Source organism: Pantoea sp. B9002, assembly GCF_013385945.1.
Classification (GTDB): Bacteria; Pseudomonadota; Gammaproteobacteria; order Enterobacterales; family Enterobacteriaceae; genus Pantoea.
Window position 1 is genome coordinate 256,272 of the sequence record NZ_JACAPA010000011.1, and the last position, 23,373, is coordinate 279,644.

A 23,373-nucleotide genomic window follows, 5' to 3' on the forward strand; every position below is an offset into this window, starting at 1 on the left:
GGTTGTCAGGCGTTTATTCACGATGATAAGGATGATTCGTGGTGATGCTCCACGCACGATACAGGCTTTCCGCTACCAGCACACGCACCAGCGGATGTGGCAACGTGAGCGCTGACAGTGACCAGCTTTGTTCAGCAGCGGCCTTGCACGCGGGCGCCAGTCCTTCCGGACCGCCGATAAACAGGCTGACATCGCGGCCATCCAGTTTCCAGCGTTCAAGCTGCTGCGCCAGCTGTGGGGTTTCCCACGGCTGTCCGGGGATATCCAGCGTGACAATACGATTGCCTTTACCCACGGCGGCCAGCATCGCTTCACCTTCTTTTTCCAGAATGCGTTTGATGTCAGCGTTCTTGCCGCGTTTGCCGGCAGTCACTTCGATCAGTTCAAACGGCATATCTTTCGGGAAGCGGCGCAGATATTCCATGAAACCGGTCTGAACCCAGTCGGGCATTTTGGTGCCGACGGCCACAAGCTGCAGTTTCACGTCTTAGCTCCAGAGTTTTTCCAGCTCGTACAGCTGGCGGCTCTCTGCTTCCATCACGTGCACAATCACGTCACCCAGGTCAACGACCACCCAATCGGAGGCGGTTTTACTGTCAACACCCAGCGGCTTAAGACCCGCAGTGCGCGATTCCTGCACCACATGATCGGCGATAGAAGCGACGTGACGTGATGAAGTGCCGGTGCAAATGATCATGCAATCGGTGATGCTGGATTTGCCCTGAACATCGATAGCAATAATGTTCTGGCCTTTGAGATCATCAATCTTATCAATAACGAACTCTTGGAGTGCTTTACCTTGCAAAAGGTTCCCCTTAAAAACAGGTGATTACGGACGGGCTAACGATGCGAGAAAGGTAGCCGAAAATGAAGCGGCGCAGTATAGCATGCTGCCTTTAGCTGCGATATAAGCCAACGCTATCGATGTAGCCGATCACTGCCTCTGGCAGTAAATCCGCGCAGGAGATGCCTGCATGGCGGCGCTGGCGGATTTCGGTGGCGGAAATGTCGAGCAGCGGCGTATCCGCCAGCCAGATGTGTCCCGCCGGCGCGTGATGGAGCTGCTGCACCTCATCGGCGAGATGCTCATCAAGCCACTGCTGCATCTCTGGCGTCTCCATCTGCGTGGCGTATCCTGGACGCTTACACACCAGCAAATGACACAGCGACAATAGATCCTGCCAGCGATGCCATTTGGCTAACGTTAGCAGAGAATCCTGACCAATGATAAACCCGAGGGGCTGTTCTGGGCCGCGTTCCGCACGCAGTGCTTCCAGCGTGGCGACCGTCCAGGACGGCGTTGCACGATCCAGTTCGCGCGTATCGATATCAAACAGCGGGCGATAGGCAATAGCACAGCGCAGCATCTCCACGCGCTGTTGCGCACTGGCTTCCGGCTGCGGGCGATGCGGCGGCACGTTGTTCGGCAGCAGCGTGACCTTTTTCAAACCCACTTGCTGTGCCAGCGCTTCAACCGGGCGCAAATGGCCGTAGTGAATCGGATCGAAGGTGCCGCCAAACAGGGCGTAGAGTTTAGACATCGGTAAAGCTCAGTGGGAAATCGCGGTGACACAGCAGCAGCGACAGCGTTTCCAGCTGCGGCCACAGGTTTTGTCCGTAATCCTGCTTCATGCTGAGTTCCAGCTCTGCCAGCAAATGCACCGCGCGCTGTAAACGCTGTGCATCAAGGCGCTGCAAGGCTTCGGTAAACAGCGCGCGGCGGTTTTGCCAGATACGTTGCTGATCCATCAGCGTGCGCAGCGCTTGTTTCGCCTGATTCCGTTGCAGGTGCAGTAGCGTGAGCAAATCGCGTTGCAGGGTGCGCAGCAGAATCACCGCTTCGCTGTCCTCTTTCTCCAGCTGATGCAGGATGTGCAGGGCGCGTTTACTTTTCCCCGCCAGCAGCGCATCCACCCAATGGAACGGGGTAAAGTGCGCGGCATCGTTGACGGCGGCTTCAACGCGCGGCAGCGTCAATTTGCCATCCGGCCACAACAGCGATAAGCGTTCCAGCGCCTGCGACAGCGCCAGCAGATTCCCTTCGTAGCAGTAGCAAAGCAGCTGAATCGCCGCATCATCCACGCTGAGTTTCATCGCTTTAGCGCGACTCGCCACCCAGCGCGGCAGCTGTGCCTGTTCAGGCGTCTGGCACGGGACCAGCACCGCCTGCGCACTCAGCGCTTTAAACCAGGCGCTGTTCTCCTGCGCTTTGGTCAGTTTCGCCATGCGCAGCACCAGCAAAATATCGCTGTGCAGCAGCGTGGAGAGTTTCACTAACTGCTCGGCGATAGCGGCATTGGGGCCGTTTTCTGGCAATTGCAGCGTCAGGGTTTGGCGTTGGGTAAACAGGCTGAGCGATTGGCAGCTAACGAAGATCGCATCCCAATCGGTTTGCGCATCGATGGTGACGCTGAAGTGCTCTTCAAATCCCTGTGCGGTGGCGGTAGCACGGATTGCATCCGCGCTTTCCTGAATCAGCAGAGGTTCATTACCGGTGAGAAAATAACAGGCGCGCAGCCCCTCTCGAAGCTGCGCGCTCAGTTGTTCAGGATAAATCCTGATCATTGCAGACTGGTGGCTGACGAAGAGGACACTTCCGGTGAGTTCTGTCCCGGTTCAATCGTCTCAGGCTGCGGCAAAGTATCTTTGTTGCTTTCCTGTGCGGCATGCACGGTCAGCAGTTTACGTACTAACTGCTCGGACGCGCGCTGACGCATCTCCTGCACGATCATATCCTGCTCGGCATCCTTCGCCAGTGCGGCGTTCGGGTTGTCGAAGAAAGAGCGATACACGGTAGTGCTAATCGGGTAGATACCTTTACCCGGCAGCAGAACCTGTGCGGTGACCGTCATCACCAGCGAGTATTCCGCGGTGGTACCGCTGATAAACACCGATGCGGTATCACGTCCCTGGCCTTCAGCACCCAGACGCAGCGTTGGGTATTTGGCGCTGGCCGCTTTGCTGTCTTCAATGATGGTGACATTGTTGATGCGCAGCTGCTGGCGCACGGCACGCGACAGTGGGCCATAGGGATCGCCGCTCTGGACGATAAGGGTTTTCATCTCACTCGGCACCGAGGTGGTGCCGCGCGGGTGGAAACCACAGCCTGCGGTAATCACTACCGCAAGCAGAACAAACAGCCTGATAATCAGTTGTCGCACAGTTCCTCCTGAACTTAACCTACGACCAGGTTAAGCAGTTTGCCAGGGACATAAATCACTTTACGAATGGTGACGCCATCCAGATATTTCGCCACCAAATGCTCCTGCGCAGCACGCGCCTGCACCTGCTCCTGCGTGGCATCCGGCGCAACGGTAATCTTGCCGCGCACTTTGCCATTCACCTGCACCACCACCAGCAGCGAATCTTCCACCATGGCTGCTTCATCGGCTACCGGCCAGCTGGCTTCGTCAATGCTGCCTTCGCCGCCCAGCGCTTGCCACAATACATAGCTGGCGTGCGGGGTGAACGGATAGAGCAGACGCGTCACCGCGACCAGCGCTTCCTGCAGCAGCGCACGATCTTGCTCGCTCTCCTGCGGGGCACGGATCAGCTTGTTCATCAGCTCCATGATGGCAGCGATGGCGGTGTTGAACGTCTGACGACGACCAACATCATCAGCCACTTTGGCGATGGTTTTGTGCAGATCGCGACGCAGCGCTTTCTGGTCGTCATTCAGGCTGTTGACGTCCAGCGCCACGGTTGCGCCTTTCGCAATGTGTTCGTAAGCCAGTTTCCATACGCGCTTCAGGAAGCGGTTGGCACCTTCAACGCCCGATTCCTGCCACTCCAGCGTCATCTCTGCTGGCGAAGCAAACATCATGAACAGACGAACGGTATCTGCACCGTAACGCTCAACCATCAGCTGTGGATCGATGCCGTTGTTTTTCGACTTCGACATTTTGCTCATGCCGGCGTAAACCACTTCACGGCCTTCGTTGTCGATGGCTTTAGTAATGCGGCCTTTCTCGTCGCGCTCTACGGTCACGTCAACCGGAGAAACCCAATTACGCTCGCCGTTCACGCCGAGGTAGTAGAACGCATCAGCCAGCACCATGCCCTGACACAGCAGGCGTTTGGCTGGCTCATCAGAGTTCACCAGGCCAGCATCACGCAGCAGCTTGTGATAGAAGCGGAAATACATCAGGTGCATGATGGCGTGTTCGATACCGCCAACATACTGATCGACCGGCAGCCAGTAGTTCGCCGCCGCCGGATCCAGCATGCCTTCGTGATAGTTGGCGCAGGTATAGCGCGCGTAATACCAGGATGACTCCATGAAGGTGTCAAAGGTGTCGGTTTCACGCAGCGCCGGTTGGCCGTTAACGGTGGTTTTGGCCCACTCAGGATCGGCTTTGATTGGGCTGGTGATACCGTCCATCACCACGTCTTCTGGCAGGATGACCGGCAACTGATCTTCTGGCGTTGGCATTACGGTGCCATCTTCCAGCGTCACCATTGGGATTGGTGCGCCCCAGTAACGCTGACGGGAAACGCCCCAGTCGCGCAGACGGTAATTCACTTTACGCACGCCCACGCCTTTGGCAGCCAGCGCGTCGGCGATGGCGTTGAAGCCCGCCTGATGATCCAGACCGTTGTATTCACCCGAGTTGAACAGCGCGCCTTTTTCGGTCATCGCGGCAGCACTCAGATCCGGTTCTGAACCGTCGAGATTCAGGATCACTGGCTTGATGTTCAGGTTGTACTTGGTGGCGAACTCCCAGTCACGCTGATCGTGGCCTGGAACAGCCATTACCGCGCCGGTGCCGTATTCCATCAGCACGAAGTTCGCGACCCAAACCGGAATCTCTTCACCGGTCAGCGGATGAATAGCGAACAGGCCGGTGGCCACGCCTTTCTTCTCCATCGTCGCCATGTCAGCTTCGGCGACTTTGGTGGTACGGCATTCGTCGATGAATTCAGCCAGCGCAGGATTAGTGGCAGCAGCTTGCTGCGCCAGTGGATGACCTGCAGCAACCGCCACATAGGTCGCACCCATAAAGGTGTCTGGACGGGTGGTGTAAACGGTCAGCTTCTCGGCGCTGTTGGCAACGTCAAAGGTGATTTCCACGCCTTCAGAACGGCCAATCCAGTTGCGCTGCATGGTTTTGACCTGCTCCGGCCAATCTTCCAGCTTATCGAGATCGTTGAGCAGCTCTTCCGCATAGGCGGTGATTTTGACGAACCACTGTGGGATCTCTTTACGCTCAACTTTGGTGTCGCAGCGCCAGCAGCAGCCGTCGATAACCTGCTCGTTGGCCAGCACGGTCTGATCGTTCGGGCACCAGTTCACCGCAGAGGTCTTTTTATAGACCATGTCTTTTTCATACAGCTTGGTGAAGAACCACTGTTCCCAGCGATAGTATTCTGGCTGGCAGGTCGCCAGTTCGCGGCTCCAGTCGTAGCCAAAACCCAGCAATTTCAGCTGGTTCTTCATGTAAGCTATGTTGTCGTACGTCCACGGCGCAGGCGCGGTGTTGTTTTTCACCGCAGCGCCCTCGGCTGGCAGACCAAACGCATCCCAGCCAATTGGCTGCAGGACGTTTTTGCCGAGCATACGCTGGTAGCGCGCAATCACATCGCCAATGGTGTAGTTACGCACGTGACCCATGTGCAGGCGGCCAGAAGGATAGGGCAGCATCGAAAGGCAGTAATATTTCTCTTTGCCTTCCTGCTCGGTCACTTTAAAGGTTTCGTTTTCGTCCCAGTGTTGTTGGACGCGGGATTCTATCTCTTCCGGGCGGTATTGCTCTTGCATGGCTGCCTGTGGTCCTTTGTGAAAATCGCTAAGCATACTTTTAGATCCGCATAGCATACCCATAAGGCTGCGCATCAACAACTTTTCACGCCCTCGCTGGCCGGATTTCTGCCGAATGCGCCGCCGCTTTCACCCTTTTGTGATTTCTCCGCTTGCTGCCCATGCAATTGTGACAAAACCGCTAAACTTAACAGCAGTATCCGCAGCGGAAAGGAGAACAAAATGAATAACGTGGCGCAGGAATACCGTGCAACGATTGAAGTATTATCCCAACGATTGGATCATGGCGAGCGCGATGTGGATGCGCTGGTGGCCGAGGCGCGGCAAGGTTTGCTGGCGAAAAAAACGCTGTCGCCCGCCGAGGTCAATGAAGTGATGCGCGCCGTGCGCCGCGATTTACACGAGTTTGCGCTGAGCTATCAGGAGTCTTCCGATGTGGTCGGCGACTCGGTGTTTTTGCGCGTGATTCGTGAAAGCCTGTGGAAGGAACTGGCGGATATCACCGATAAAAGTCAGCTCGAGTGGCGTGAAGTGTTTCAGGATTTGCGCCATCACGGCGTCTACCAGAGCGGTGAAGTGGTGGGGCTGGGGAATTTAGTCTGTGAGAAGTGCAGCTTCACGCGGGCGATTTATACGCCAGAGAGCCTAACGCGCTGCCCGGAGTGTGGGCACGATCAGTTCCAGCGCCAGCCGTTTGAACCCTGATTTTATGAATGAATAACCCCGCGCGATGAATCGCGCCGCTACGGGTGCGAGCACATATCGTAGCGGCGCAATTTATTGCGCTAATCAGTGCAGGATCTTCGCCAGGAAGTCTTTCGCACGATCGGATTGCGGGTTGTTAAAGAAGTCATCCTTGTTGGTGTCTTCGATAATTTTCCCTTCATCCATAAAGATCACGCGGTTGGCGACTTTGCGCGCAAAGCCCATTTCATGCGTCACCACCATCATAGTCATGCCTTCATTCGCCAGCTCAACCATCACGTCCAACACTTCGTTAATCATTTCAGGATCGAGCGCCGACGTCGGCTCATCAAACAGCATCGCCACCGGATCCATGCACAACGCACGCGCGATTGCCACGCGCTGCTGCTGACCGCCGGAAAGCTGGCCAGGGAATTTATCCGCGTGCGCCGTTAGCCCAACGCGTTTCAGCAGGCTCTGCGCTTTTTCACGCGAGGCCGCTTTATCACGCTTCAGCACTTTGACCTGCGCCAGCGTCAGGTTCTCGATGATGCTGAGATGCGGGAACAGCTCGAAGTGCTGGAACACCATGCCGACTTTGCTGCGCAGTTGAGCAAGGTTGGTTTTTTTGTTGTTCACTTCGGTGCCGGTCACCTGAATGCTGCCCTTTTGAATCGGCTCCAGGCCGTTCACGGTTTTAATCAGCGTTGATTTACCTGAGCCAGACGGACCGCAGACCACCACCACTTCACCTTTTTTCACTTCGGTGGAGCAGTCGGTCAGCACCTGAAAGTGCCCATACCACTTTGAAACATTTTTCAGGCTAATCATTTAAACCGTCCTCTTTCTTTTCAGATAGGTAACCAACAGCGAAGCGCTCAGGCTGATCACAAAGTAGACCAGACCAGCAAACAAAATCATTTCAACCTGGGTTCCGTCACGCTCACCAATGGTTGAGGCGGTACGGAAGAAATCGGCCAGGCTCAGTACGTACACCAGCGAGGTATCCTGGAACAGCACGATGCCCTGCGTCAGCAGCAGCGGCACCATGGCGCGGAACGCCTGCGGCAGCACGATCAGTTTCATCGATTGCCAGTGCGTCATGCCGAGCGCCAGCGCAGCATTGGATTGCCCGCGTGAGATGCTCTGAATACCGGCACGGATGATTTCTGAATAGTACGCAGCCTCAAATAGCGCGAATGCCACCATGGCGGAAATCAGGCGGATATCCGATTTAGGCGATAAGCCCAGCACCTGTTGCAGGAACGCGGGCACCACCAAATAGAACCACAGCAGCACCATCACCAAGGGTACGGAGCGGAACAGGTTGACGTACAGCTTGGCAAACCAGCGCACCGGCGCAATCGGCGATAAGCGCATCACCGCCAAAATCGTGCCCCAGATAATGCCAAACACCACGGCAATCGCGGTGATCTTGAAGGTAATGATCAACCCATTCCACAAGTAAGGCAGGCTGGGAACAATCGAACTCCAGTCAAACTCGTACATTATTTGCCTCCCATATTGCCAGGCAGGCGAATTTTGCGTTCTACCACACTCATAATCAGCATGATCACCAGGTTAATGCCGACGTACGCCAGAGTGATGGCGGTAAAGGATTCATAGGCATGCGCGGAGTAATCCAGCAGCTTGCCGGCCTGCGCCGCCATGTCCACCAGGCCGATGGTTGAGGCGATCGCCGAGTTCTTCACCAGGTTAAGCATTTCCGACGTCATCGGCGGCACAATCACGCGATAGGCATTCGGCAGCAGCACATAGCGATAGGTTTGCGGCAGCGTCAGGCCCATCGCTAAGCCGGCGTTTTTCTGACCGCGTGGCAGCGACTGAATCGCCGCGCGCACCTGTTCACAGACGCGCGCAGCGGTGAACAAGCCAAGGCAAATCGTAGAGGAAACGAAGAACTGGATGTTGGGATCCAGCTCCGACTTAAACCACATGCCCAGCTTTTCGCCCACCAGTTCTGGCGCCACCAGATACCAGAAGAAGAACTGCACAATCAGCGGGATATTACGGAACAGCTCCACGTAGCAGGTGCCAATCGCCGCCAGCAGGCGGTTGGGCACGGTACGCAGAATGCCAAATAAGGAACCTACCAGGAAGGCGATAATCCAGGCGCAGCAGGACACCGCAATGGTGACCTGAAAACCGGACCACAGCCAGCCGAGGTAAGTCGTATTGCCGAACGGGGCCTGTTCAAGAAAAATGCCCCAGTTCCAATCGATACCCATAACGAGCTCCGGTAAAAAAAGGGTAGCGAGGCTACCCATAAGATTGTTGAGCGGTGTCTTGCATCCTGCTTCAGGGGAACGGCCTGTTACAGTCTGTCTGTCCGCACCGCATGTTCAGCAATCGAGAGGGCAGCGGGGCTGCCCTTGTTGTCGTTGTTAATTCAGAGTGCTTTGTCGTTCGGTGCTTTGAACAGGGCTTGCATATCGCTTGAGAGTTCGAAGTTCAGGTTCAGATTCTTCGGTGGAATCGGTTGTTTGAACCAGGTTTCAAACCATTTTGATGCTTCGCCGGAGGTTTGCGCTTTGGCAATGGTTTCATCCATCAGCTGTTTGAACTGTGGATCCTGATTGCGCAGCATACAGCCGTAAGCTTCTTTCGATTGCGGCGTACCTACGATGTCCCAGTTGTCTGGCTTCTTGGCTTTCGCACGTTCACCTGCCAGCAGCGCGTCATCCATCATGAAGGCCACAGCACGACCGGTTTCCAGCGTACGGAAAGAATCGCCATGGTCTTTCGCGCTGATGATGCGCATATCCATTTTCTGCTCGTCGTTCAGCTTGTGCAGCAGAACTTCTGAGGTGGTACCGGAGGTCACGACAACGGTTTTACCCTTCAGATCAGGGAAATCTTTGATGTCGCCGCCTTTTTTCACCAACAGACGCGTACCGATGATAAACACGGTGTCAGAGAATGCCGCTTGCTTCTGGCGCTCCAGGTTGTTGGTAGTAGAGCCGCACTCAAAATCGTAAGTCCCGTTCTGCAACAGCGGAATACGGTTCTGCGAGGTAATTGGCAGCATTTTGATCTGCAAATCAGGCTTATTCAGTTTGGCTTTGATAGCCGCGATGATGGCGTTTGAATAATCCTGTGAATAGCCAACCACTTTTTGCTGGTTGTCATAGTAAGAAAAGGGAACTGATGATTCACGATGCCCAACGACGATCACGCCGCTATCATTGATTTTTTTCAGGGTACCGGTGAGATCTTCCGCCTGGGCCACTCCCGCTGCTGCTCCCAACAGCAAAAGAGATAATGCCACTTTGCGTATCTGCATGTTCCAACTCCTTCGTATGGATGTCGCGCAGAACATAAACTGCGCAGATTGTGATGTTGTGTGTATTTCGTGCTGCTTTTTTAGTTATCCCATAGCGCAACTGCACGCAGGATAGTGATTAACATAGCGAATTGTTAACGCAATGAAACAAAAAAGTTTCTTTTTTGCGAGCCGCTCCGCACCAATAAAAGGCAAAAATTCACCGATGCGCTAATAGAGTGCGCATCATTGCCATAAATTAGTGCGTAAAGGTTGCACTACGCTGACAAAAGCCGATGTTTGCGAAAATCACTGAAATAAATAGCAATGATCGTGCCAGCACGATGAATAAGTGTAAAAAGCCAGCAGAGAATCGGGGAAAGCACAACGGAAGGAAGAGAAAGCAGCGCATAAAAAAGGCGAAGTATTCACTTCGCCTGTTTGCATAGCAGCCTGAACTAGTGGCGACGGCGCAGAATAGCCACAACGATGCCAATCAGCGTCAGCAGCCACACCGGCCAGATGCCCGCTTTGGCATACGGTGTTTCGCCCGTTGTCGGCGTTACTTTGGCTTCCAGCACATCACGGGTGAACTGCGGCAGCTCGTTCTCCACCTCACCGTTGGCATTCACTACTGCGGTAACACCGTTATTGGTGGAGCGCAGTAACGGACGTCCCAGCTCCAGCGCACGCATGCGCGCCATCTGGAAATGCTGCCACGGTCCGATGGAGTGACCAAACCAGGCATCGTTGGAGACGGTCAGCAGGAAGTTGGTATCGGGACGGAAGTTGGCGCGCACTTGCTCACCCAGCACGATTTCATAGCAGATGGCGCTGGTCAGGTTATATCCCGACACTTTCAGCTGCGGCTGCACATAGGCACCGCGGCTGAAAGAGGACATCGGCAAATCGAAGAACGGCGCCAGCGGACGCAGCAGCGCTTCCAGCGGTACAAACTCACCAAACGGCACCAGGTGATTCTTCTGATAGCGGTTCTGGCTTTGATAGCTGTAAGGCTGCTCGCCACCCAGCACAATCACCGAGTTGTAGTCGTGATAGCGATTATCGCCTTCCACGCGTGAGTCGACGATACCGGTAATCAGTGAGCTGCCGCGCGCGCGCAGGTCAGCATCCAGCGCCCGCAGGAACGGCTGCTGGTTGCTTTCCAGATCGGTAATCGCTGATTCGGGCCAGATGATGATCGGCGCTTTGCCGATAAACGGCTGGCTGTAGGAGGTGTAAACGCGCAGCGTGTTCAGCAGTTGCTGCGGATCCCACTTCATCGATTGCGGAATATTGCCTTGCACCATCGCAACATCAACGCTGCGTTCCGGCAGCGGCTGATACCACTGCAGCATGCGCAGTGGCCACGGCAGTAACAGCAGGAGCGCGGCGGCAATCAAGCTTTTCACCGTACGATGATGCAGCGCGTGCACCAGCAAGCCTGCGATCACCATCAACAGGAAGGTAATGGTTTCCACACCGGCCAGCGGCGCGAGGCCTTTTAGCGGACCGTCAATCTGGCTGTAGCCAAACTGCAGCCACGGAAAACCGGTGAGCACCCAGCCGCGCAGGAATTCGCTAATCTGCCACAGCGCGGGTGCCGCTAAAGCCAAACGCCAGATTGTGGGGCGCGGCCAGAAACGGTTGAGCAGGATGGCAAACAGCATCGGATAGAGCGACAGATAAGCCGCCAGCAGAATCACCAGGAAGATGTTCACCGGGCCGGGCATGCCGCCAAAGGTGGCGATGCTGACGTAAACCCAATTGATGCCGCTGCCAAACAGCCCAAAGCCCCAAACGAAGCCGATCGCCGCTGCCTGCGCAGTGCGACGTTCCAGCAGCAGCAGTTGCAGACCACACAGCGAAATTAACGCCGCAGGCCAGAAATCGTAGGGGGAAAAGGAAAGGGTGCCAATGGCACCCGTAATTAACGCCAGCAGCAGGCGAACCCGCTGCTGCGAGTAAAGAGAGGCTAAAGCCATAAAGTTATTCGTCTTCCAGTTGCGGTTGTGGTGAGTCTTCCGGAATTTTTACATGCACCTGGATGATACGGCGGCTGTCAGCCATGGCGACTTTGAACTGATAGCCATCAATGACAATACTTTCGCCGCGAGCGGGAAGGTGGCCGAATCCCTGCATGACCAATCCGCCAATGGTATCGACTTCGTCATCGCTGAAATCGGTGCCAAAGACCTCATTAAAATCTTCAATTTGCGTTAAGGCGCGCATGGTATAGGTGTAACGATTGAGCTGGCGGATATCACGATCTTCTTCATCGTCATACTCATCTTCAATTTCGCCAACTATCAGCTCAAGAATATCTTCAATGGTCACCAGACCAGAGACGCCACCAAATTCATCAATGACAATCGCCATGTGATAACGCTGCGAGCGGAACTCCTTCAGCATGCGATCGACGCGCTTACTTTCGGGTACCACCACGGCGGTGCGCAGCACTTTTTCCATGCTAAACGGCTCGGACGCGCTGGCCATAAACGGCAGCAGGTCTTTGGCCATCAAAATGCCTTCAACGTGGTCTTTGTCTTCGCTGATCACCGGGAAGCGTGAGTGTGCGGATTCAATAATCACCGCAAGGCACTCTTCCAGAGTCTGGTTGCGTTTCAGGGTGATCATCTGCGAGCGGGGGATCATGATGTCGCGTACGCGCTGTTCGGCAATGTCCAGCACCCCTTCGAGCATGTCGCGGGTGTCCTGATCAATCAGCTCTTTTTGCTCAGAATCGCGGATTAACCCCAGCAGTTCATCACGGTTTTTCGGTTCACCGTGAAACAGTTGGTTGATTAACAGGGAGAAAAATCCCTTTTTACTACTGGGTGCGTCGCTGTTTTGAGAATGGTCGTCGCTCATGGCGTTTTTATTTAGTTCTCTCTAATGAGGGATTGGGGCTGCTGGCATCCGCGCCAGCAACGCAATAACCTGAACCAGCGGCTCAGGCGTCTTCTTTCTCCGAAATGTACGGATCAGGATAACCAAGAGCAAGCATTATCTCGGTCTCCAGCGCCTCCATCTCTTCGGCTTCTTCATCTTCGATATGGTCGTAACCCAGCAGATGCAGAGTACCGTGCACCACCATATGCGCCCAGTGGGCTTCAACGGTTTTGCCTTGTTCAGCAGCCTCTTGCTCAACAACCTGACGGCAAATAATCAGATCGCCGAGCAACGGCAGTTCAATTCCCGGCGGTGCTTCAAACGGGAATGACAGCACGTTGGTCGGCTTATCTTTGCCACGATAAGTCAGATTAAGCTCATTACTCTCGGCTTCATCCACCAGACGTATTGTGACTTCGCTTTCTGGTTGAAACGGCGTTACCGCCGCCTCCAGCCAGCGTTGAAAATCACTCTCCGCCGGCAGATGGTTTTCATCGGCGCAGGCCAGTTGTAAATCAAGAATCACCGCGCTCATGAACGCTCCTGCGGGCTGGTTTGGCTGGCAAGCTGAGCCGCGATAGCTTCGCGTTTGCGCTCTTCTGCCTGTTGATCACGGCGTTTCTGGTCGGCGGTTTCCCAGGCTTCATAAGCATTCACGATGCGTGCGACAACCGGATGACGCACCACGTCTTCGCTGTGGAAAAAGTTAAAGCTAATCTCATCGACTTCTGCCAGCACTTCAATGGCATGGCGCAGGCCGGATTTGGTGCTGCGCGGCAAGTCAATCTGCGTGATGTCGCCGGTAATGACCGCTTTCGAATTGAAGCCGATACGCGTCAGGAACATCTTCATCTGTTCGATGGTGGTGTTCTGGCTCTCATCGAGAATCACAAAGGCGTCGTTCAGCGTACGTCCGCGCATGTAGGCCAGCGGAGCCACTTCAATCACGTTGCGCTCAATCAGCTTCTCTACACGCTCAAAGCCGAGCATTTCGAACAGCGCGTCGTACAGCGGACGCAGATAGGGATCGACCTTCTGGCTGAGATCGCCGGGCAGGAAGCCGAGCTTCTCACCCGCTTCAACCGCCGGACGCGTCAGCAGAATACGGCGAATCTCCTGACGCTCCAGCGCATCCACTGCGGCAGCGACCGCCAGATAGGTTTTACCGGTACCGGCCGGGCCGATACCAAAGGTAATGTCGTGGGAGAAGATATTGGCGATGTACTGCGCCTGGTTAGGCGTACGCGGTTTGATCACGCCGCGCTTGGTCTTGATGTTCACCGCTTTGCCGAATTCCGGCACGCTTTCAGCGCTCTGTTCCAGCACGCGGCTCTCTTTGATCGCCAGGTGAATCTGGTCCGGTTCAATATCTTTAATCTGACCGCGCATCGGGGCGGTATCAACATACAGCGTGCGCAGGATATTGACGGCGGCGTCCACGCACAGCGAGCGGCCAGTGAGCGTGAATTGGTTGTCGCGGCGTTTGATTTCAAGGCCCAAACGGCGCTCCAGCTGTTTCACATTGTCATCCATCGGACCGCACAAGCTCATCAGTCGTTGGTTATCTGCCGGTTCAAGGGCGATTTCACGCGTTTCGATATTCAAATGAATCCTTAAGGTCACTCAGGGCCAGTTGAAAAGGTGTGCCGGATGCTGAAGAGCAATCTCTCAACATCTTTATGGAATTATTTATGGCGCTGCGCAGTGGCGCAAGCTTCAGAGTCGATATTTGGGCAGCACTTGTGGAAAGCAAGGGCTTTGGGATGAAACAGGCGACAGCGCTTTGTGCGCTGTCGCTCAACGTTCGAGGTTTCAAGGCTGGAACTGTCCGACGCCGATGTCGTTCTCTTTGCGGGTACGAGCAATCACCGACTCTGGGCTTTCGGCCACACGGAGCGCCATTTGATCTTCGGTGCGCACCAGCACGCCGCGCAGGGAGCTGGCATACACATCAACAATTTCGACATCAACAAACTTACCGATCATTTCAACCGGCGCTTCAAAGTTCACCACACGGTTATTATCGGTGCGGCCGGTCAGTTCCATTACATTCTTACGCGAAATGCCTTCCACCAGCACGCGTTGCGTGGTGCCCAGCATGCGACGGCTCCACGCCATCACCTGCTGATTGATGCGGTCCTGCAGGATGAAAAGACGCTGCTTTTTCTCCTCTTCTGTCACATCGTCGGGCAGATCGGCGGCCGGGGTGCCTGGACGCATCGAGTAGATAAAGCTGAAGCTGACATCGAAATTCACTTCGCCAACCAGCTTCATGGTCTGCTCAAAATCCTGCTGCGTTTCGCCGGGGAAACCGATGATGAAATCCGAGCTCAGCTGAATGTCGGGACGCGCGGCTTTCAGCTTGCGGATAATCGCTTTGTACTCGAGGGCGGTGTGCGCGCGCTTCATCAGCGTCAGGATGCGATCTGATCCGCTCTGAACCGGCAGGTGCAGGAAACTCGCCAGCTCTGGCGTATCGCGGTAAACCTCGATGATGTCATCGGTAAATTCAATTGGATGGCTGGTGGTGAAGCGAATACGGTCAATGCCGTCGATCGCCGCCACTAAGCGCAGCAACTCAGCAAAAGTGCAGATGTCGCCATCAAAGGTGGCGCCGCGATAGGCGTTGACGTTCTGGCCCAGCAGGTTGACTTCACGCACGCCCTGAGCGGCAAGCTGGGCGATCTCCAGCAGAATATCGTCGCTTGGACGGCTAACTTCCTCGCCGCGCGTGTAAGGCACCACGCAGAAAGTACAATATTTGTTGCAGCCTTCCATAATCGACACAAAGGCGGTTGGGCCATCGGCGCGCGGTTCTGGCAGGCGATCAAACTTCTCAATTTCTGGGAAGCTGATGTCAACAACCGGGCTTTTACTGCCGCGCACGGTGTTGATCATCTCCGGCAGACGATGCAGCGTCTGCGGGCCAAAGACGATATCGACGTAACTGGCGCGCTGGCGCAGGCGTTCACCTTCTTGTGAGGCAACGCAGCCACCCACGCCGATGATCAGATCGGGATTGGTCGCTTTCAGCTTTTTCCAACGGCCTAGCAGAGCAAAAACCTTCTCCTGCGCCTTTTCACGGATAGAGCAGGTGTTGAGCAGCAGAACGTCCGCCTCTTCAGCTTCCTCGGTAAGGGTATAGCCGTGCGTACTGTTCAGCAGATCGGCCATCTTCGATGAATCGTATTCATTCATCTGACAGCCCCAGGTTTTGATGTGCAGTTTTTTGGTCATCGAACTAGCCATTGATTCAAGCGAAGTGCAGGGCGCGTATTGTAATGCTTCGACGCTGTTGTTACCAGGCTTCACGCATCTGCATCGCATCGCGCGGCTAATTTCCGGTACACTTTAGCTATCATCGTGATGCTGTAAGGCCTCACGGCAAAAAGAAGGATTAAAGTCGATGCAGGATTCACATTTTGATGTGGTGATCGTGGGCGGTGGCATGGTCGGTGCGGCGCTGGCGTGTGGCCTGGCGCAGCAGCAGTTTCGCGTGGCGGTGATTGAACGGGCGGAACCGGCAAGCTTTGATGCCAGCAGCGAGCCGGATGTGCGTATCTCCGCCATTGGTGCGTCGTCGGTGGCGCTGCTGCAGCAACTGGATGTCTGGCAGCGTGTGCAGGCGATGCGCTGTGCGCCCTATCGCCAGCTGGAAACCTGGGAGTGGCAAAACGCGCATGTGAAGTTTGATGCGGCGTCGCTTGGGCTGCCCGAGCTGGGATTCATGGTGGAAAACAGCGTGTTGCAGCGTGCGCTGTGGGAAAAAATGCAGCAAGAGGGCATCACGCTGATGTGCCCGGCGAGCTTGCAGGGTTTACAGCCGCACAACGCCGGCTGGCAGGTGCAACTCGATAATGGCCAAACGCTGGATGCGCGTTTAGTGGTCGGCGCAGATGGTGCTAATTCGCGTGTGCGTCAGTTAGCGGGCATTGGCGTACGTGGCTGGAACTATGCGCAATCCTGCATGCTAATCAGCGTGGAGTGCGAACAGGAGGTGGGCGATTCCACCTGGCAGCAGTTTACGCCGCAAGGGCCGCGCGCTTTCCTGCCGCTGTTTGATCGTCGCGCTTCGCTGGTGTGGTACGACGCACCCGCGCGTATCCGTCAGCTGCAAAGTTTGCCGCTCCAGCAACTGGAGAAAGAGATTTATGCTCACTTCCCGGCACGCGTTGGGCGTATTCGGGTCAAAAACGCGGCCTCTTTCCCGCTGGTGCGACGTCATGCCACTCGGTATGTGATGCCGGGATTGGCGCTGGTAGGTGATGCGGCGCACACCATCAATCCGCTGGCCGGGCAGGGCGTTAATTTGGGCTATCGGGATGTGGATGCGTTGATCACTACGCTGGTCGAGGCGCGCAACCAGGCTGAGCTCTGGTCATCGGACGCTGTGCTGCAGCGTTATCATCGTCAGCGTTACAAAGATAATTTACTGATGCAGGGCGGGATGGATTTGTTCTACTTCGCCTTCAGCAATAAACTGCCGCCGCTGCGCTTTGCGCGAAACCTGGCGCTGAATGCGGCGGAGAATGCCGGAGCGTTGAAACGCAAGGTGCTGCGTTACGCATTAGGTTTGTGATTGTAGGGAGCGCATTTACGCGCTCCTGGTTAAAAGTGTGCTCACCACTTTGCCAAACGCAGAAAACAATAAAGCCCGCATAAGCGGGCTTTATTGTGCAATTTGGCTGGGGTGCAGGGATTCGAACCCCGGAATGCTGGTATCAGAAACCAGTGCCTTACCGCTTGGCGACACCCCAATAGGTGTTTTATCAAATTGTCTTTTTATGGCTGGGGTGCAGGGATTCGAACCCCGGAATGCTGGTATCAGAAACCAGAGCCTTACCGCTTGGCGACACCCCAATAATTTGGTGGCTACGACGGGATTTGAACCTGTGACCCCATCATTATGAGTGATGTGCTCTAACCAGCTGAGCTACGTAGCCTTTGTACTGCTTACTGCGTCCGACGATGGCTGGGATACCTGGATTCGAACCAGGGAATGCCGGTATCAAAAACCGGTGCCTTACCGCTTGGCGATATCCCATTCGTCGACTTTGTATCCACAACATAATCCGGATTGGCTGGGGTACCAGGATTCGAACCTGGGAATGCTGGTATCAAAAACCAGTGCCTTACCGCTTGGCGATACCCCATCCGGCTGCCGAAGACTGAAATGGTGCGGGAGGCGAGACTTGAACTCGCACACCTTGCGGCGCTAGAACCTAAATCTAGTGCGTCTACCAATTTCGCCACTCCCGCAAAAAGATGGTGGCTACGACGGGATTTGAACCTGTGACCCCATCATTATGAGTGATGTGCTCTAACCAGCTGAGCTACGTAGCCATCTTTTTCGCGTAACCTTCATCGGCGTTGCGGGGCGCATTATGCGTATTGAGTCTTGTAGCGTCAACAATTTTTTTGCCGTTTTTCGCCTTAAAACGCCTGTTTGTCTGGCTTGTAACCAGGCTGGTGATTTATTCGGCAAATTTCAAAGGTTGTACGATAGATTGCATAAAAAAGGGGCTCAAATGAGCCCCATATCTTGTTGAGTAAAAACCTTATTTATACGCGGACTGATGCACACCAACGGCACGACCTGAAGGGTCATCCATGGATTTAAAGGCTTCATCCCACTCGATCGCTTTAGCCGAAGAACAGGCCACTGATGGACCGCCTGGCACACACTCTGCGGCGCTGGCGATCGGGAACAATTCCTCAAAGATCTCGCGATACAGATACGCTTCTTTCGAGTTCGGCGTGTTGTACGGGAAGCGGAAGTGCGCAGTCGACAGCTGTTGGTCGGTGATTTGCTTCGCCGCCACTTCTTTCAGCGTATCGATCCAGCTGTAGCCAACGCCGTCAGAGAACTGCTCTTTTTGACGCCACGCCACGCTCTCCGGCAGGTAAGAAGAGAAGCATTCGCGCAGGATGTGTTTTTCCATCTTGCCGTTGCTGCCGCACAGTTTATCTGCCGGGTTGATGCGCATCGCCACGTCGAGGAATTTCTTGTCGAGGAACGGCACACGCGCTTCCACGCCCCATGCGGACATCGCTTTGTTGGCGCGAGCACAGTCAAACATGTGCAGAGCCAGCAGTTTACGCACGTTCTCTTCGTGGAATTCTTTGGCGTTTGGCGCCTTATGGAAATAGAGGTAGCCGCCAAAGACTTCATCCGCACCTTCACCGGACAGCACCATTTTGATGCCCATCGCTTTGATCTTACGCGACATTAAATACATCGGCGTAGAGGCGCGAATGGTGGTTACATCATAGGTTTCGATGTGGTAAATCACGTCACGAATCGCATCCAGGCCTTCCTGCACGGTGAAATGGATTTCGTGGTGCACGGTGCCAAGGTGTTCTGCGACTGATTTCGCTGCTTTCAGGTCTGGAGAACCTTCCAGGCCAACCGCGAAGGAGTGCAGTTGCGGCCACCATGCATCGCTCTTGTCCGCATCTTCTACGCGTTTCGCTGCAAAGCGTTTGGTCACGGCAGAGATGATGGATGAGTCCAGGCCGCCAGACAGCAGCACGCCGTAAGGCACGTCAGACATCAGGTGACTTTTTACTGACTCTTCCAGCGCATGTTTTAGCTCGGCGGCATCCGTGGTGTTGTGCTCAACGGCGGAATATTCCATCCAGTCACGCTGCCAGTAACGACGGATTTCACCATCGGCGCTCGACATGTAGCTTCCCGGCGGGAACTCTTTGATGCTGCGGCACACCGGCACCAGCGCTTTCATCTCAGAAGCGACATACAGGTTGCCGTGCTCGTCGTTGCCCATATACAGCGGGATAATGCCGATATGGTCGCGACCAATCAGATATTGTTGCTTCACGCTGTCCCACAGGATGAAGGCGAACATGCCTTGCAGTTCGTCGAGGAAATCGACGCCTTTTTCCTGATACAGCGCGAGGATCACTTCACAGTCAGAACCGGTCTGGAAAGCGTAACGATCGCTCAACTCAGCACGCAGCGCCTGATGGTTGTAAATTTCGCCGTTAACAGCCAGTACGTGGGTGTGGTCAGCGTTATACAGCGGCTGCGCGCCGTTGTTAACGTCAACAATCGACAGACGCTCATGCACCAGAATGGCTTTATCATCCGCATAAACACCTGACCAATCCGGGCCGCGGTGACGCATCAGACGAGAAGATTCCAGCGCTTTCTTGCGCAGCTCAATAGGATCGCTTTTCAGATCCAGCACACCAAAAATTGAACACATAACTGACTCCTGATCTCACCTTGTGGCGAAGTTATTTCTACGTTTGTCCGGCAGCCTTGACTGCGTGATGTATAAGAAAATGCGCTAAATGGTGGTGTTAGTGCAAGTAAAATTGCGATTCTTTGATAAAAAGAATGTTAATGGGCGAGTAATGTTGAATATTATTCAATTAATGTGTGTTTATTTTAGATGCCATCTAATGAAACTGTGTTATCGTTCGTTTTGTGAGCATATTGCGAGCGGCAAAGAGAGGCTTAACCACAGAAAAAACAAAAGCCCCGCATGAGCAGGGCTATAAGAAGAGGTGATGGCTGGATTCAGAACAGGTCGATATCGGCGACCGATGGATAAATCCAATCCGGGCGGAAAGGCATCGCATCAATATCACTCAGCGTGGATACGCCAGACAGCACCAGAATGGTTTCCAGACCCGCCTGGAAGCCTGCCAGAATGTCTGTGCGCAGGTTATCGCCGACAATGACCGTCTCTTCCGAATGCGCATGCATTTTGTTTAACGCCGCGCGCATGATGTACGGACTCGGCTTGCCGACATAAAACGGTTTACGGCCGGAGATGGTTTCGATGCCGGCGCAGAGCGCACCGCAGGCCGGAACAAAGCCGCGCGCGTGCGTATCAGGGTTGGTGGCGATAAAGCGGGCGCCATTGGCTACAAAGAAGGCGGCTTTATGCATCATCTCCCAGTTGAAGGAACGCGTTTCACCGACGATAACGAAATCGGGATTGACGTCGGTGATGGTGAAGCCAGCTTTATACAGCTCATGAATCAGCGCACCTTCGCCAATCACGTAGGCTTTTTTGCCTTCCTGGCGGCGCAGGAAGTCAGCAGTAGCCATCGCCGAGGTGTAAAACACCGAATCCGGTACGTCAATGCCAGCGTTGGCAAAGCGGTTCGCCAGATCCAGCGCGGTTTGCGAAGGATAGTTGGTCAACACCACCAACGGCATATCCTTCGCCAGAATGCGCTGCAGAAATTCGTTCGCGCCGGGAACGGCGGTATTGTCGTGCATCAACACACCGTCGATGTCACAGATTACGCTTTTAATCGTCATAGATTGCATCCGGTCGGGCCTGCTTAACAGCAGGCTGGTGATTACTCTTCCAGCAGATGTTGCAGCAAAATGCCATTCAGCATAGCGCGTTTTGCCAGCGCAAAGGCGCCAATCGCCGAGCGATGATCGAGCTCGGAACGCACCACCGGCAGATTTTTACGGAAGGCAGGCAGCGTCTGCGTATTGATACACCCTTCAATGGCAGGAAACAGCACTTTATCGGCTTCGGTGATTTCACCGGCCAACACCACTTTTTGTGGATTGAACAAGTTGATGGCGATAGCAATCGCCTTGCCTAAATAGCGGCCGACATACTCAATCACTTCGCACGCCAGCGCGTCGCCATGATTAGCGGCGCGGCAAATCTGCGGCATCAGGCAATCATTCAAGGTTAATGAGCTGGGATAGCCTTGATTCAGCAGGTGACGCACGCGGTTTTCAATCGCGCCATTAGCCGCAATGGTTTCCAGGCAGCCAAAGTTGCCGCAGTGACAACGTTCACCCAACGGATCAACCTGAATATGGCCAATCTCGCCAACGTTGCCGTTACTGCCGAGGAAAATATGGCCGTTAGCGATGATTCCGGCACCGGTACCGCGATGCAAACGCACCAGAATGGAGTCTGCGCAATCGCGACTTGCACCGAAGTAGTGCTCGGCCAGCGCCAGGCTGCGGATATCATGACCAACAAAGCTGGTGACGTTAAAACGTTTTTTCAGGCTGGAAACCAGCGGCCAGTGACTTACCGCGATATGCGGCATGTAGCGAATGATGCCGTTAATGGGATCAACCAAACCGGGCAAAATCACCGAGATAGCAATCAGCTCATGAATCTTACGCTGATGCGCGGCGATAAAGGCGCTGATAGCATTGAACAGCGCATTCTCCAGCGTTTCCTGCGTGCGCTCGGGCAGCGGATAATCTTCCTGCGCCAGCGATTTCCCGCTCAGATCAAACAGCGTCAACGTCGCGTCATTACGCCCTAAGCGCACGCCGATAGTATGAAAATGACGGGTTTCAGTGATGATGGAGATCGCGCGGCGCCCACCGGTGGAGGCTTGTTGCTCCACCTCTTTGATGAGGCCGCGCTCGATGAGCTGGCGGGTAATCTTAGTGACACTGGCGGGCGCAAGCTGACTGTGTTCGGCAATCTGAATGCGCGAAATCGGCCCTTGTTGATCGATTAGCCGATAAACGGCTGCACTATTAAGTTGTTTAACAAGATCAACATTTCCTATTTGAGACTGGCCGCCAGTGGTCATTCAATGCTTACTCGCTGAGGACGTTGTCTCCGTTGACGAACGTCTTAGTGATTTGATAATCGCGGGTAAAGACAGTCAGGTTGGCGACTTTTCCTGCTTCGACCGTGCCTAACTGCTTCTCCACACCCATCGCCTGCGCCGGATAGAGCGTCGCCATACGCAGCGCTTCATCAAGAGCGATACCGCAATGTTCAACGCTGTTCTGCACTGCTTCAATCATGGTCAAGGCAGAACCGCTGAGCGTACCGTTCTCGTCAACGCACAGGCCATCGCGATAGTATATTGTTTTGCCTGCAAAAATGAATTGATCAATCGACGCGCCCGCCGGTGCTGTGGCATCCGTCACTAACACCAGTTTGTCGCCTTTAATGCGTTTTGCATTGCGCACATTAGCGTAATGGACATGTAAACCATCCGCAATGATGCCGCAGTATACATCAGGCGAATCAAACAGCGCACCGATCAGACCTGGCTCACGTCCAGCGAAGGTTGGCATGGCATTATAAAGATGCGTAGCAAAACTGATGCCCGCGCTGAAGCCAATTTTTGCTTCTTCATAGGTCGCGTTGGAGTGACCGGCTGACACGATAATGCCGGCATCACGCAGCTTGCGAATCACTTCGCTACCTGCATTTTCAGGTGCCAGCGTGACTTTAGTAATGACGTCGGCATTGGCGCAGAGGAAGTCCACCAGCTCGGCATCCGGCAGGCGAATCAACTCAGGATTGTGCGTGCCTTTCTTGGCTTTATTCAGCCACGGACCTTCCAGATGCAGGCCGATTGCCTGATTCTGATGCTTCGCCAGATAGGCGCGCATGGTTTCGACGGCGCGTTTCATCAGCGCATCGGTACTGGTAATGAGCGTTGGCAAATAGCTGGTGCAGCCTGATTTCTCGTTGGCGCGCTGCATGATCTCCAGCGTCTCAACGCTTAACGCATTGATGTCATCATTGAACTGCACGCCGCCGCAGCCGTTGAGCTGCAAATCAATAAAACCAGGAGCGATAAACGCACCAGCCACATCCTGCTGTGCAATTGCCGCGTCCAGGGCATCACGCGGACACACGCGCTCAATCAGGCCATCCGCAATCACAACTGCATGATTGTCCAGAATTTCATGACCGGTAAAAATCCGGCCGTTCACTAATGCGTACATCGTTTCTCTCTCCCGGCTAAGCCTGCTGCCTGAAAGCAGCAG

21 protein-coding genes and 7 tRNA genes are annotated in these 23,373 nt (G+C 54.6%); 2 read left to right on the forward strand and 26 right to left on the reverse strand.

Features of this window, described 5'->3' with window-relative positions; genetic code table 11:
• Window positions 1-13 precede the first annotated feature (13 nt).
• From rlmH to leuS, 6 genes are all read right to left on the reverse strand, one after another.
• On the reverse strand, window positions 14-484 hold the full coding sequence (gene rlmH / locus HX773_RS09840; protein WP_176971366.1) for a 23S rRNA (pseudouridine(1915)-N(3))-methyltransferase RlmH: 471 nt from the start codon (window positions 482-484) through the stop codon (window positions 14-16).
• A 3-nt stretch (window positions 485-487) separates the two neighbouring features.
• Window positions 488-805: a ribosome silencing factor gene (gene rsfS, locus HX773_RS09845; RefSeq protein ID WP_176971367.1), complete on the reverse strand. Its 318-nt coding sequence runs from the start codon at window positions 803-805 to the stop codon at window positions 488-490.
• A 91-nt stretch (window positions 806-896) separates the two neighbouring features.
• Window positions 897-1,541 (reverse strand): nicotinate-nucleotide adenylyltransferase, encoded by a 645-nt coding sequence (gene nadD / locus HX773_RS09850; RefSeq protein ID WP_176971368.1) that lies wholly within the window; start codon window positions 1,539-1,541, stop codon window positions 897-899.
• Window positions 1,534-2,565 carry a DNA polymerase III subunit delta gene (holA, locus tag HX773_RS09855; protein ID WP_176971369.1) on the reverse strand — a complete coding sequence of 344 codons (1,032 nt, stop codon included), beginning with the start codon at window positions 2,563-2,565 and terminating at the stop codon, window positions 1,534-1,536. Before holA ends, nadD begins: the two co-directional genes overlap by 8 nt.
• The gene (gene lptE / locus HX773_RS09860) at window positions 2,562-3,161 is read right to left on the reverse strand and encodes an LPS assembly lipoprotein LptE (RefSeq protein WP_176971370.1); all 600 of its coding nucleotides are present in this window, start codon (window positions 3,159-3,161) and stop codon (window positions 2,562-2,564) included. The genes holA and lptE overlap by 4 nt, the downstream gene beginning before the upstream one ends.
• Before the next feature lie 14 nt (window positions 3,162-3,175).
• The gene (gene leuS / locus HX773_RS09865) at window positions 3,176-5,758 is read right to left on the reverse strand and encodes a leucine--tRNA ligase (protein ID WP_176971371.1); all 2,583 of its coding nucleotides are present in this window, start codon (window positions 5,756-5,758) and stop codon (window positions 3,176-3,178) included.
• 222 nt (window positions 5,759-5,980) lie between these two features.
• Between leuS and HX773_RS09870 the strand changes: the two genes are divergently transcribed.
• Window positions 5,981-6,463 carry a zinc ribbon-containing protein gene (locus HX773_RS09870; RefSeq protein WP_176971372.1) on the forward strand — a complete coding sequence of 161 codons (483 nt, stop codon included), beginning with the start codon at window positions 5,981-5,983 and terminating at the stop codon, window positions 6,461-6,463.
• Between the two features lie 84 nt (window positions 6,464-6,547).
• Here the strand turns inward: HX773_RS09870 and HX773_RS09875 are convergent, their stop codons facing one another.
• From HX773_RS09875 to miaB, 9 genes are all read right to left on the reverse strand, one after another.
• A complete protein-coding gene (locus tag HX773_RS09875) occupies window positions 6,548-7,273 on the reverse strand; it encodes an amino acid ABC transporter ATP-binding protein (RefSeq protein ID WP_061717389.1) in 726 nt (241 codons plus the stop codon).
• Window positions 7,274-7,951 carry a glutamate/aspartate ABC transporter permease GltK gene (gene gltK, locus HX773_RS09880; RefSeq protein ID WP_007890689.1) on the reverse strand — a complete coding sequence of 226 codons (678 nt, stop codon included), beginning with the start codon at window positions 7,949-7,951 and terminating at the stop codon, window positions 7,274-7,276.
• Window positions 7,951-8,691, reverse strand: coding sequence for an amino acid ABC transporter permease (locus tag HX773_RS09885; RefSeq protein WP_061717388.1), 741 nt, complete (start codon window positions 8,689-8,691; stop codon window positions 7,951-7,953). The genes gltK and HX773_RS09885 overlap by 1 nt, the downstream gene beginning before the upstream one ends.
• A gap of 161 nt (window positions 8,692-8,852) precedes the next feature.
• A complete protein-coding gene (locus tag HX773_RS09890; protein WP_176971373.1) occupies window positions 8,853-9,746 on the reverse strand; it encodes a glutamate/aspartate ABC transporter substrate-binding protein in 894 nt (297 codons plus the stop codon).
• Between the two features lie 437 nt (window positions 9,747-10,183).
• Complete coding sequence (lnt, locus tag HX773_RS09895; RefSeq protein WP_176971374.1) at window positions 10,184-11,710, reverse strand: apolipoprotein N-acyltransferase; 1,527 nt, start codon at window positions 11,708-11,710, stop codon at window positions 10,184-10,186.
• Between the two features lie 4 nt (window positions 11,711-11,714).
• Window positions 11,715-12,596, reverse strand: a complete 882-nt coding sequence (gene corC, locus HX773_RS09900; RefSeq protein WP_176971375.1) for a CNNM family magnesium/cobalt transport protein CorC — start codon at window positions 12,594-12,596, stop codon at window positions 11,715-11,717.
• An 82-nt stretch (window positions 12,597-12,678) separates the two neighbouring features.
• Entirely contained in the window at window positions 12,679-13,152 is a 474-nt protein-coding gene (ybeY, locus tag HX773_RS09905; RefSeq protein WP_008103651.1) for an rRNA maturation RNase YbeY, read from the reverse strand.
• On the reverse strand, window positions 13,149-14,222 hold the full coding sequence (locus tag HX773_RS09910) for a PhoH family protein (RefSeq protein ID WP_176971376.1): 1,074 nt from the start codon (window positions 14,220-14,222) through the stop codon (window positions 13,149-13,151). The genes ybeY and HX773_RS09910 overlap by 4 nt, the downstream gene beginning before the upstream one ends.
• A 207-nt stretch (window positions 14,223-14,429) precedes the next feature.
• Window positions 14,430-15,854: a tRNA (N6-isopentenyl adenosine(37)-C2)-methylthiotransferase MiaB gene (gene miaB / locus HX773_RS09915; RefSeq protein WP_176971377.1), complete on the reverse strand. Its 1,425-nt coding sequence runs from the start codon at window positions 15,852-15,854 to the stop codon at window positions 14,430-14,432.
• A 169-nt stretch (window positions 15,855-16,023) separates the two neighbouring features.
• Here miaB and ubiF point away from each other — a divergent pair, with 169 nt between their 5' ends.
• The gene (gene ubiF, locus HX773_RS09920) at window positions 16,024-17,196 is read left to right on the forward strand and encodes a 3-demethoxyubiquinol 3-hydroxylase (protein ID WP_176971378.1); all 1,173 of its coding nucleotides are present in this window, start codon (window positions 16,024-16,026) and stop codon (window positions 17,194-17,196) included.
• Window positions 17,197-17,299: 103 nt separating this feature from the next.
• On the opposite strand, the gene HX773_RS09925 is transcribed toward ubiF, so the two are convergent.
• From HX773_RS09925 to nagA, 11 genes are all read right to left on the reverse strand, one after another.
• A tRNA-Gln gene (locus tag HX773_RS09925) sits at window positions 17,300-17,374 on the reverse strand.
• 28 nt (window positions 17,375-17,402) lie between these two features.
• A tRNA-Gln gene (locus tag HX773_RS09930) sits at window positions 17,403-17,477 on the reverse strand.
• A 6-nt stretch (window positions 17,478-17,483) separates the two neighbouring features.
• Window positions 17,484-17,560: transfer RNA gene (locus tag HX773_RS09935), tRNA-Met, on the reverse strand.
• A gap of 26 nt (window positions 17,561-17,586) precedes the next feature.
• Window positions 17,587-17,661: transfer RNA gene (locus HX773_RS09940), tRNA-Gln, on the reverse strand.
• 34 nt (window positions 17,662-17,695) lie between these two features.
• Window positions 17,696-17,770 (reverse strand) — tRNA-Gln (locus tag HX773_RS09945).
• Between the two features lie 21 nt (window positions 17,771-17,791).
• A tRNA-Leu gene (locus HX773_RS09950) sits at window positions 17,792-17,876 on the reverse strand.
• 7 nt (window positions 17,877-17,883) lie between these two features.
• Window positions 17,884-17,960, reverse strand: a tRNA-Met gene (locus tag HX773_RS09955).
• A gap of 215 nt (window positions 17,961-18,175) precedes the next feature.
• The gene (asnB, locus tag HX773_RS09960; RefSeq protein WP_008107047.1) at window positions 18,176-19,843 is read right to left on the reverse strand and encodes an asparagine synthase B; all 1,668 of its coding nucleotides are present in this window, start codon (window positions 19,841-19,843) and stop codon (window positions 18,176-18,178) included.
• Between the two features lie 317 nt (window positions 19,844-20,160).
• Entirely contained in the window at window positions 20,161-20,913 is a 753-nt protein-coding gene (locus HX773_RS09965) for an HAD-IIA family hydrolase (protein WP_036649098.1), read from the reverse strand.
• Between the two features lie 41 nt (window positions 20,914-20,954).
• Window positions 20,955-22,175, reverse strand: coding sequence for an N-acetylglucosamine repressor (locus HX773_RS09970; RefSeq protein WP_176971379.1), 1,221 nt, complete (start codon window positions 22,173-22,175; stop codon window positions 20,955-20,957).
• Window positions 22,176-22,182: 7 nt separating this feature from the next.
• Window positions 22,183-23,331: an N-acetylglucosamine-6-phosphate deacetylase gene (gene nagA / locus HX773_RS09975; protein WP_176971380.1), complete on the reverse strand. Its 1,149-nt coding sequence runs from the start codon at window positions 23,329-23,331 to the stop codon at window positions 22,183-22,185.
• Between the last annotated feature and the right edge of the window lie 42 nt (window positions 23,332-23,373).

Excerpts from the sequence above, each read along its gene's own strand:
- holA (WP_176971369.1), bottom strand. The coding sequence starts at position 2,565 with ATGATCAGGATTTATCCTGAACAACTGAGCGCGCAGCTTCGAGAGGGG.
- nadD (WP_176971368.1), bottom strand. The coding sequence starts at position 1,541 with ATGTCTAAACTCTACGCCCTGTTTGGCGGCACCTTCGATCCGATTCAC.
- ubiF (WP_176971378.1), top strand. The coding sequence starts at position 16,024 with ATGCAGGATTCACATTTTGATGTGGTGATCGTGGGCGGTGGCATGGTC.
- lnt (WP_176971374.1), bottom strand. The coding sequence starts at position 11,710 with ATGGCTTTAGCCTCTCTTTACTCGCAGCAGCGGGTTCGCCTGCTGCTG.
- ybeY (WP_008103651.1), bottom strand. The coding sequence starts at position 13,152 with ATGAGCGCGGTGATTCTTGATTTACAACTGGCCTGCGCCGATGAAAAC.
- HX773_RS09970 (WP_176971379.1), bottom strand. The coding sequence starts at position 22,175 with ATGACCACTGGCGGCCAGTCTCAAATAGGAAATGTTGATCTTGTTAAA.
- HX773_RS09870 (WP_176971372.1), top strand. The coding sequence starts at position 5,981 with ATGAATAACGTGGCGCAGGAATACCGTGCAACGATTGAAGTATTATCC.
- nagA (WP_176971380.1), bottom strand. The coding sequence starts at position 23,331 with ATGTACGCATTAGTGAACGGCCGGATTTTTACCGGTCATGAAATTCTG.
- HX773_RS09965 (WP_036649098.1), bottom strand. The coding sequence starts at position 20,913 with ATGACGATTAAAAGCGTAATCTGTGACATCGACGGTGTGTTGATGCAC.
- gltK (WP_007890689.1), bottom strand. The coding sequence starts at position 7,951 with ATGTACGAGTTTGACTGGAGTTCGATTGTTCCCAGCCTGCCTTACTTG.
- HX773_RS09890 (WP_176971373.1), bottom strand. The coding sequence starts at position 9,746 with ATGCAGATACGCAAAGTGGCATTATCTCTTTTGCTGTTGGGAGCAGCA.
- miaB (WP_176971377.1), bottom strand. The coding sequence starts at position 15,854 with ATGACCAAAAAACTGCACATCAAAACCTGGGGCTGTCAGATGAATGAA.
- leuS (WP_176971371.1), bottom strand. The coding sequence starts at position 5,758 with ATGCAAGAGCAATACCGCCCGGAAGAGATAGAATCCCGCGTCCAACAA.
- HX773_RS09885 (WP_061717388.1), bottom strand. The coding sequence starts at position 8,691 with ATGGGTATCGATTGGAACTGGGGCATTTTTCTTGAACAGGCCCCGTTC.
- HX773_RS09875 (WP_061717389.1), bottom strand. The coding sequence starts at position 7,273 with ATGATTAGCCTGAAAAATGTTTCAAAGTGGTATGGGCACTTTCAGGTG.
- corC (WP_176971375.1), bottom strand. The coding sequence starts at position 12,596 with ATGAGCGACGACCATTCTCAAAACAGCGACGCACCCAGTAGTAAAAAG.
- asnB (WP_008107047.1), bottom strand. The coding sequence starts at position 19,843 with ATGTGTTCAATTTTTGGTGTGCTGGATCTGAAAAGCGATCCTATTGAG.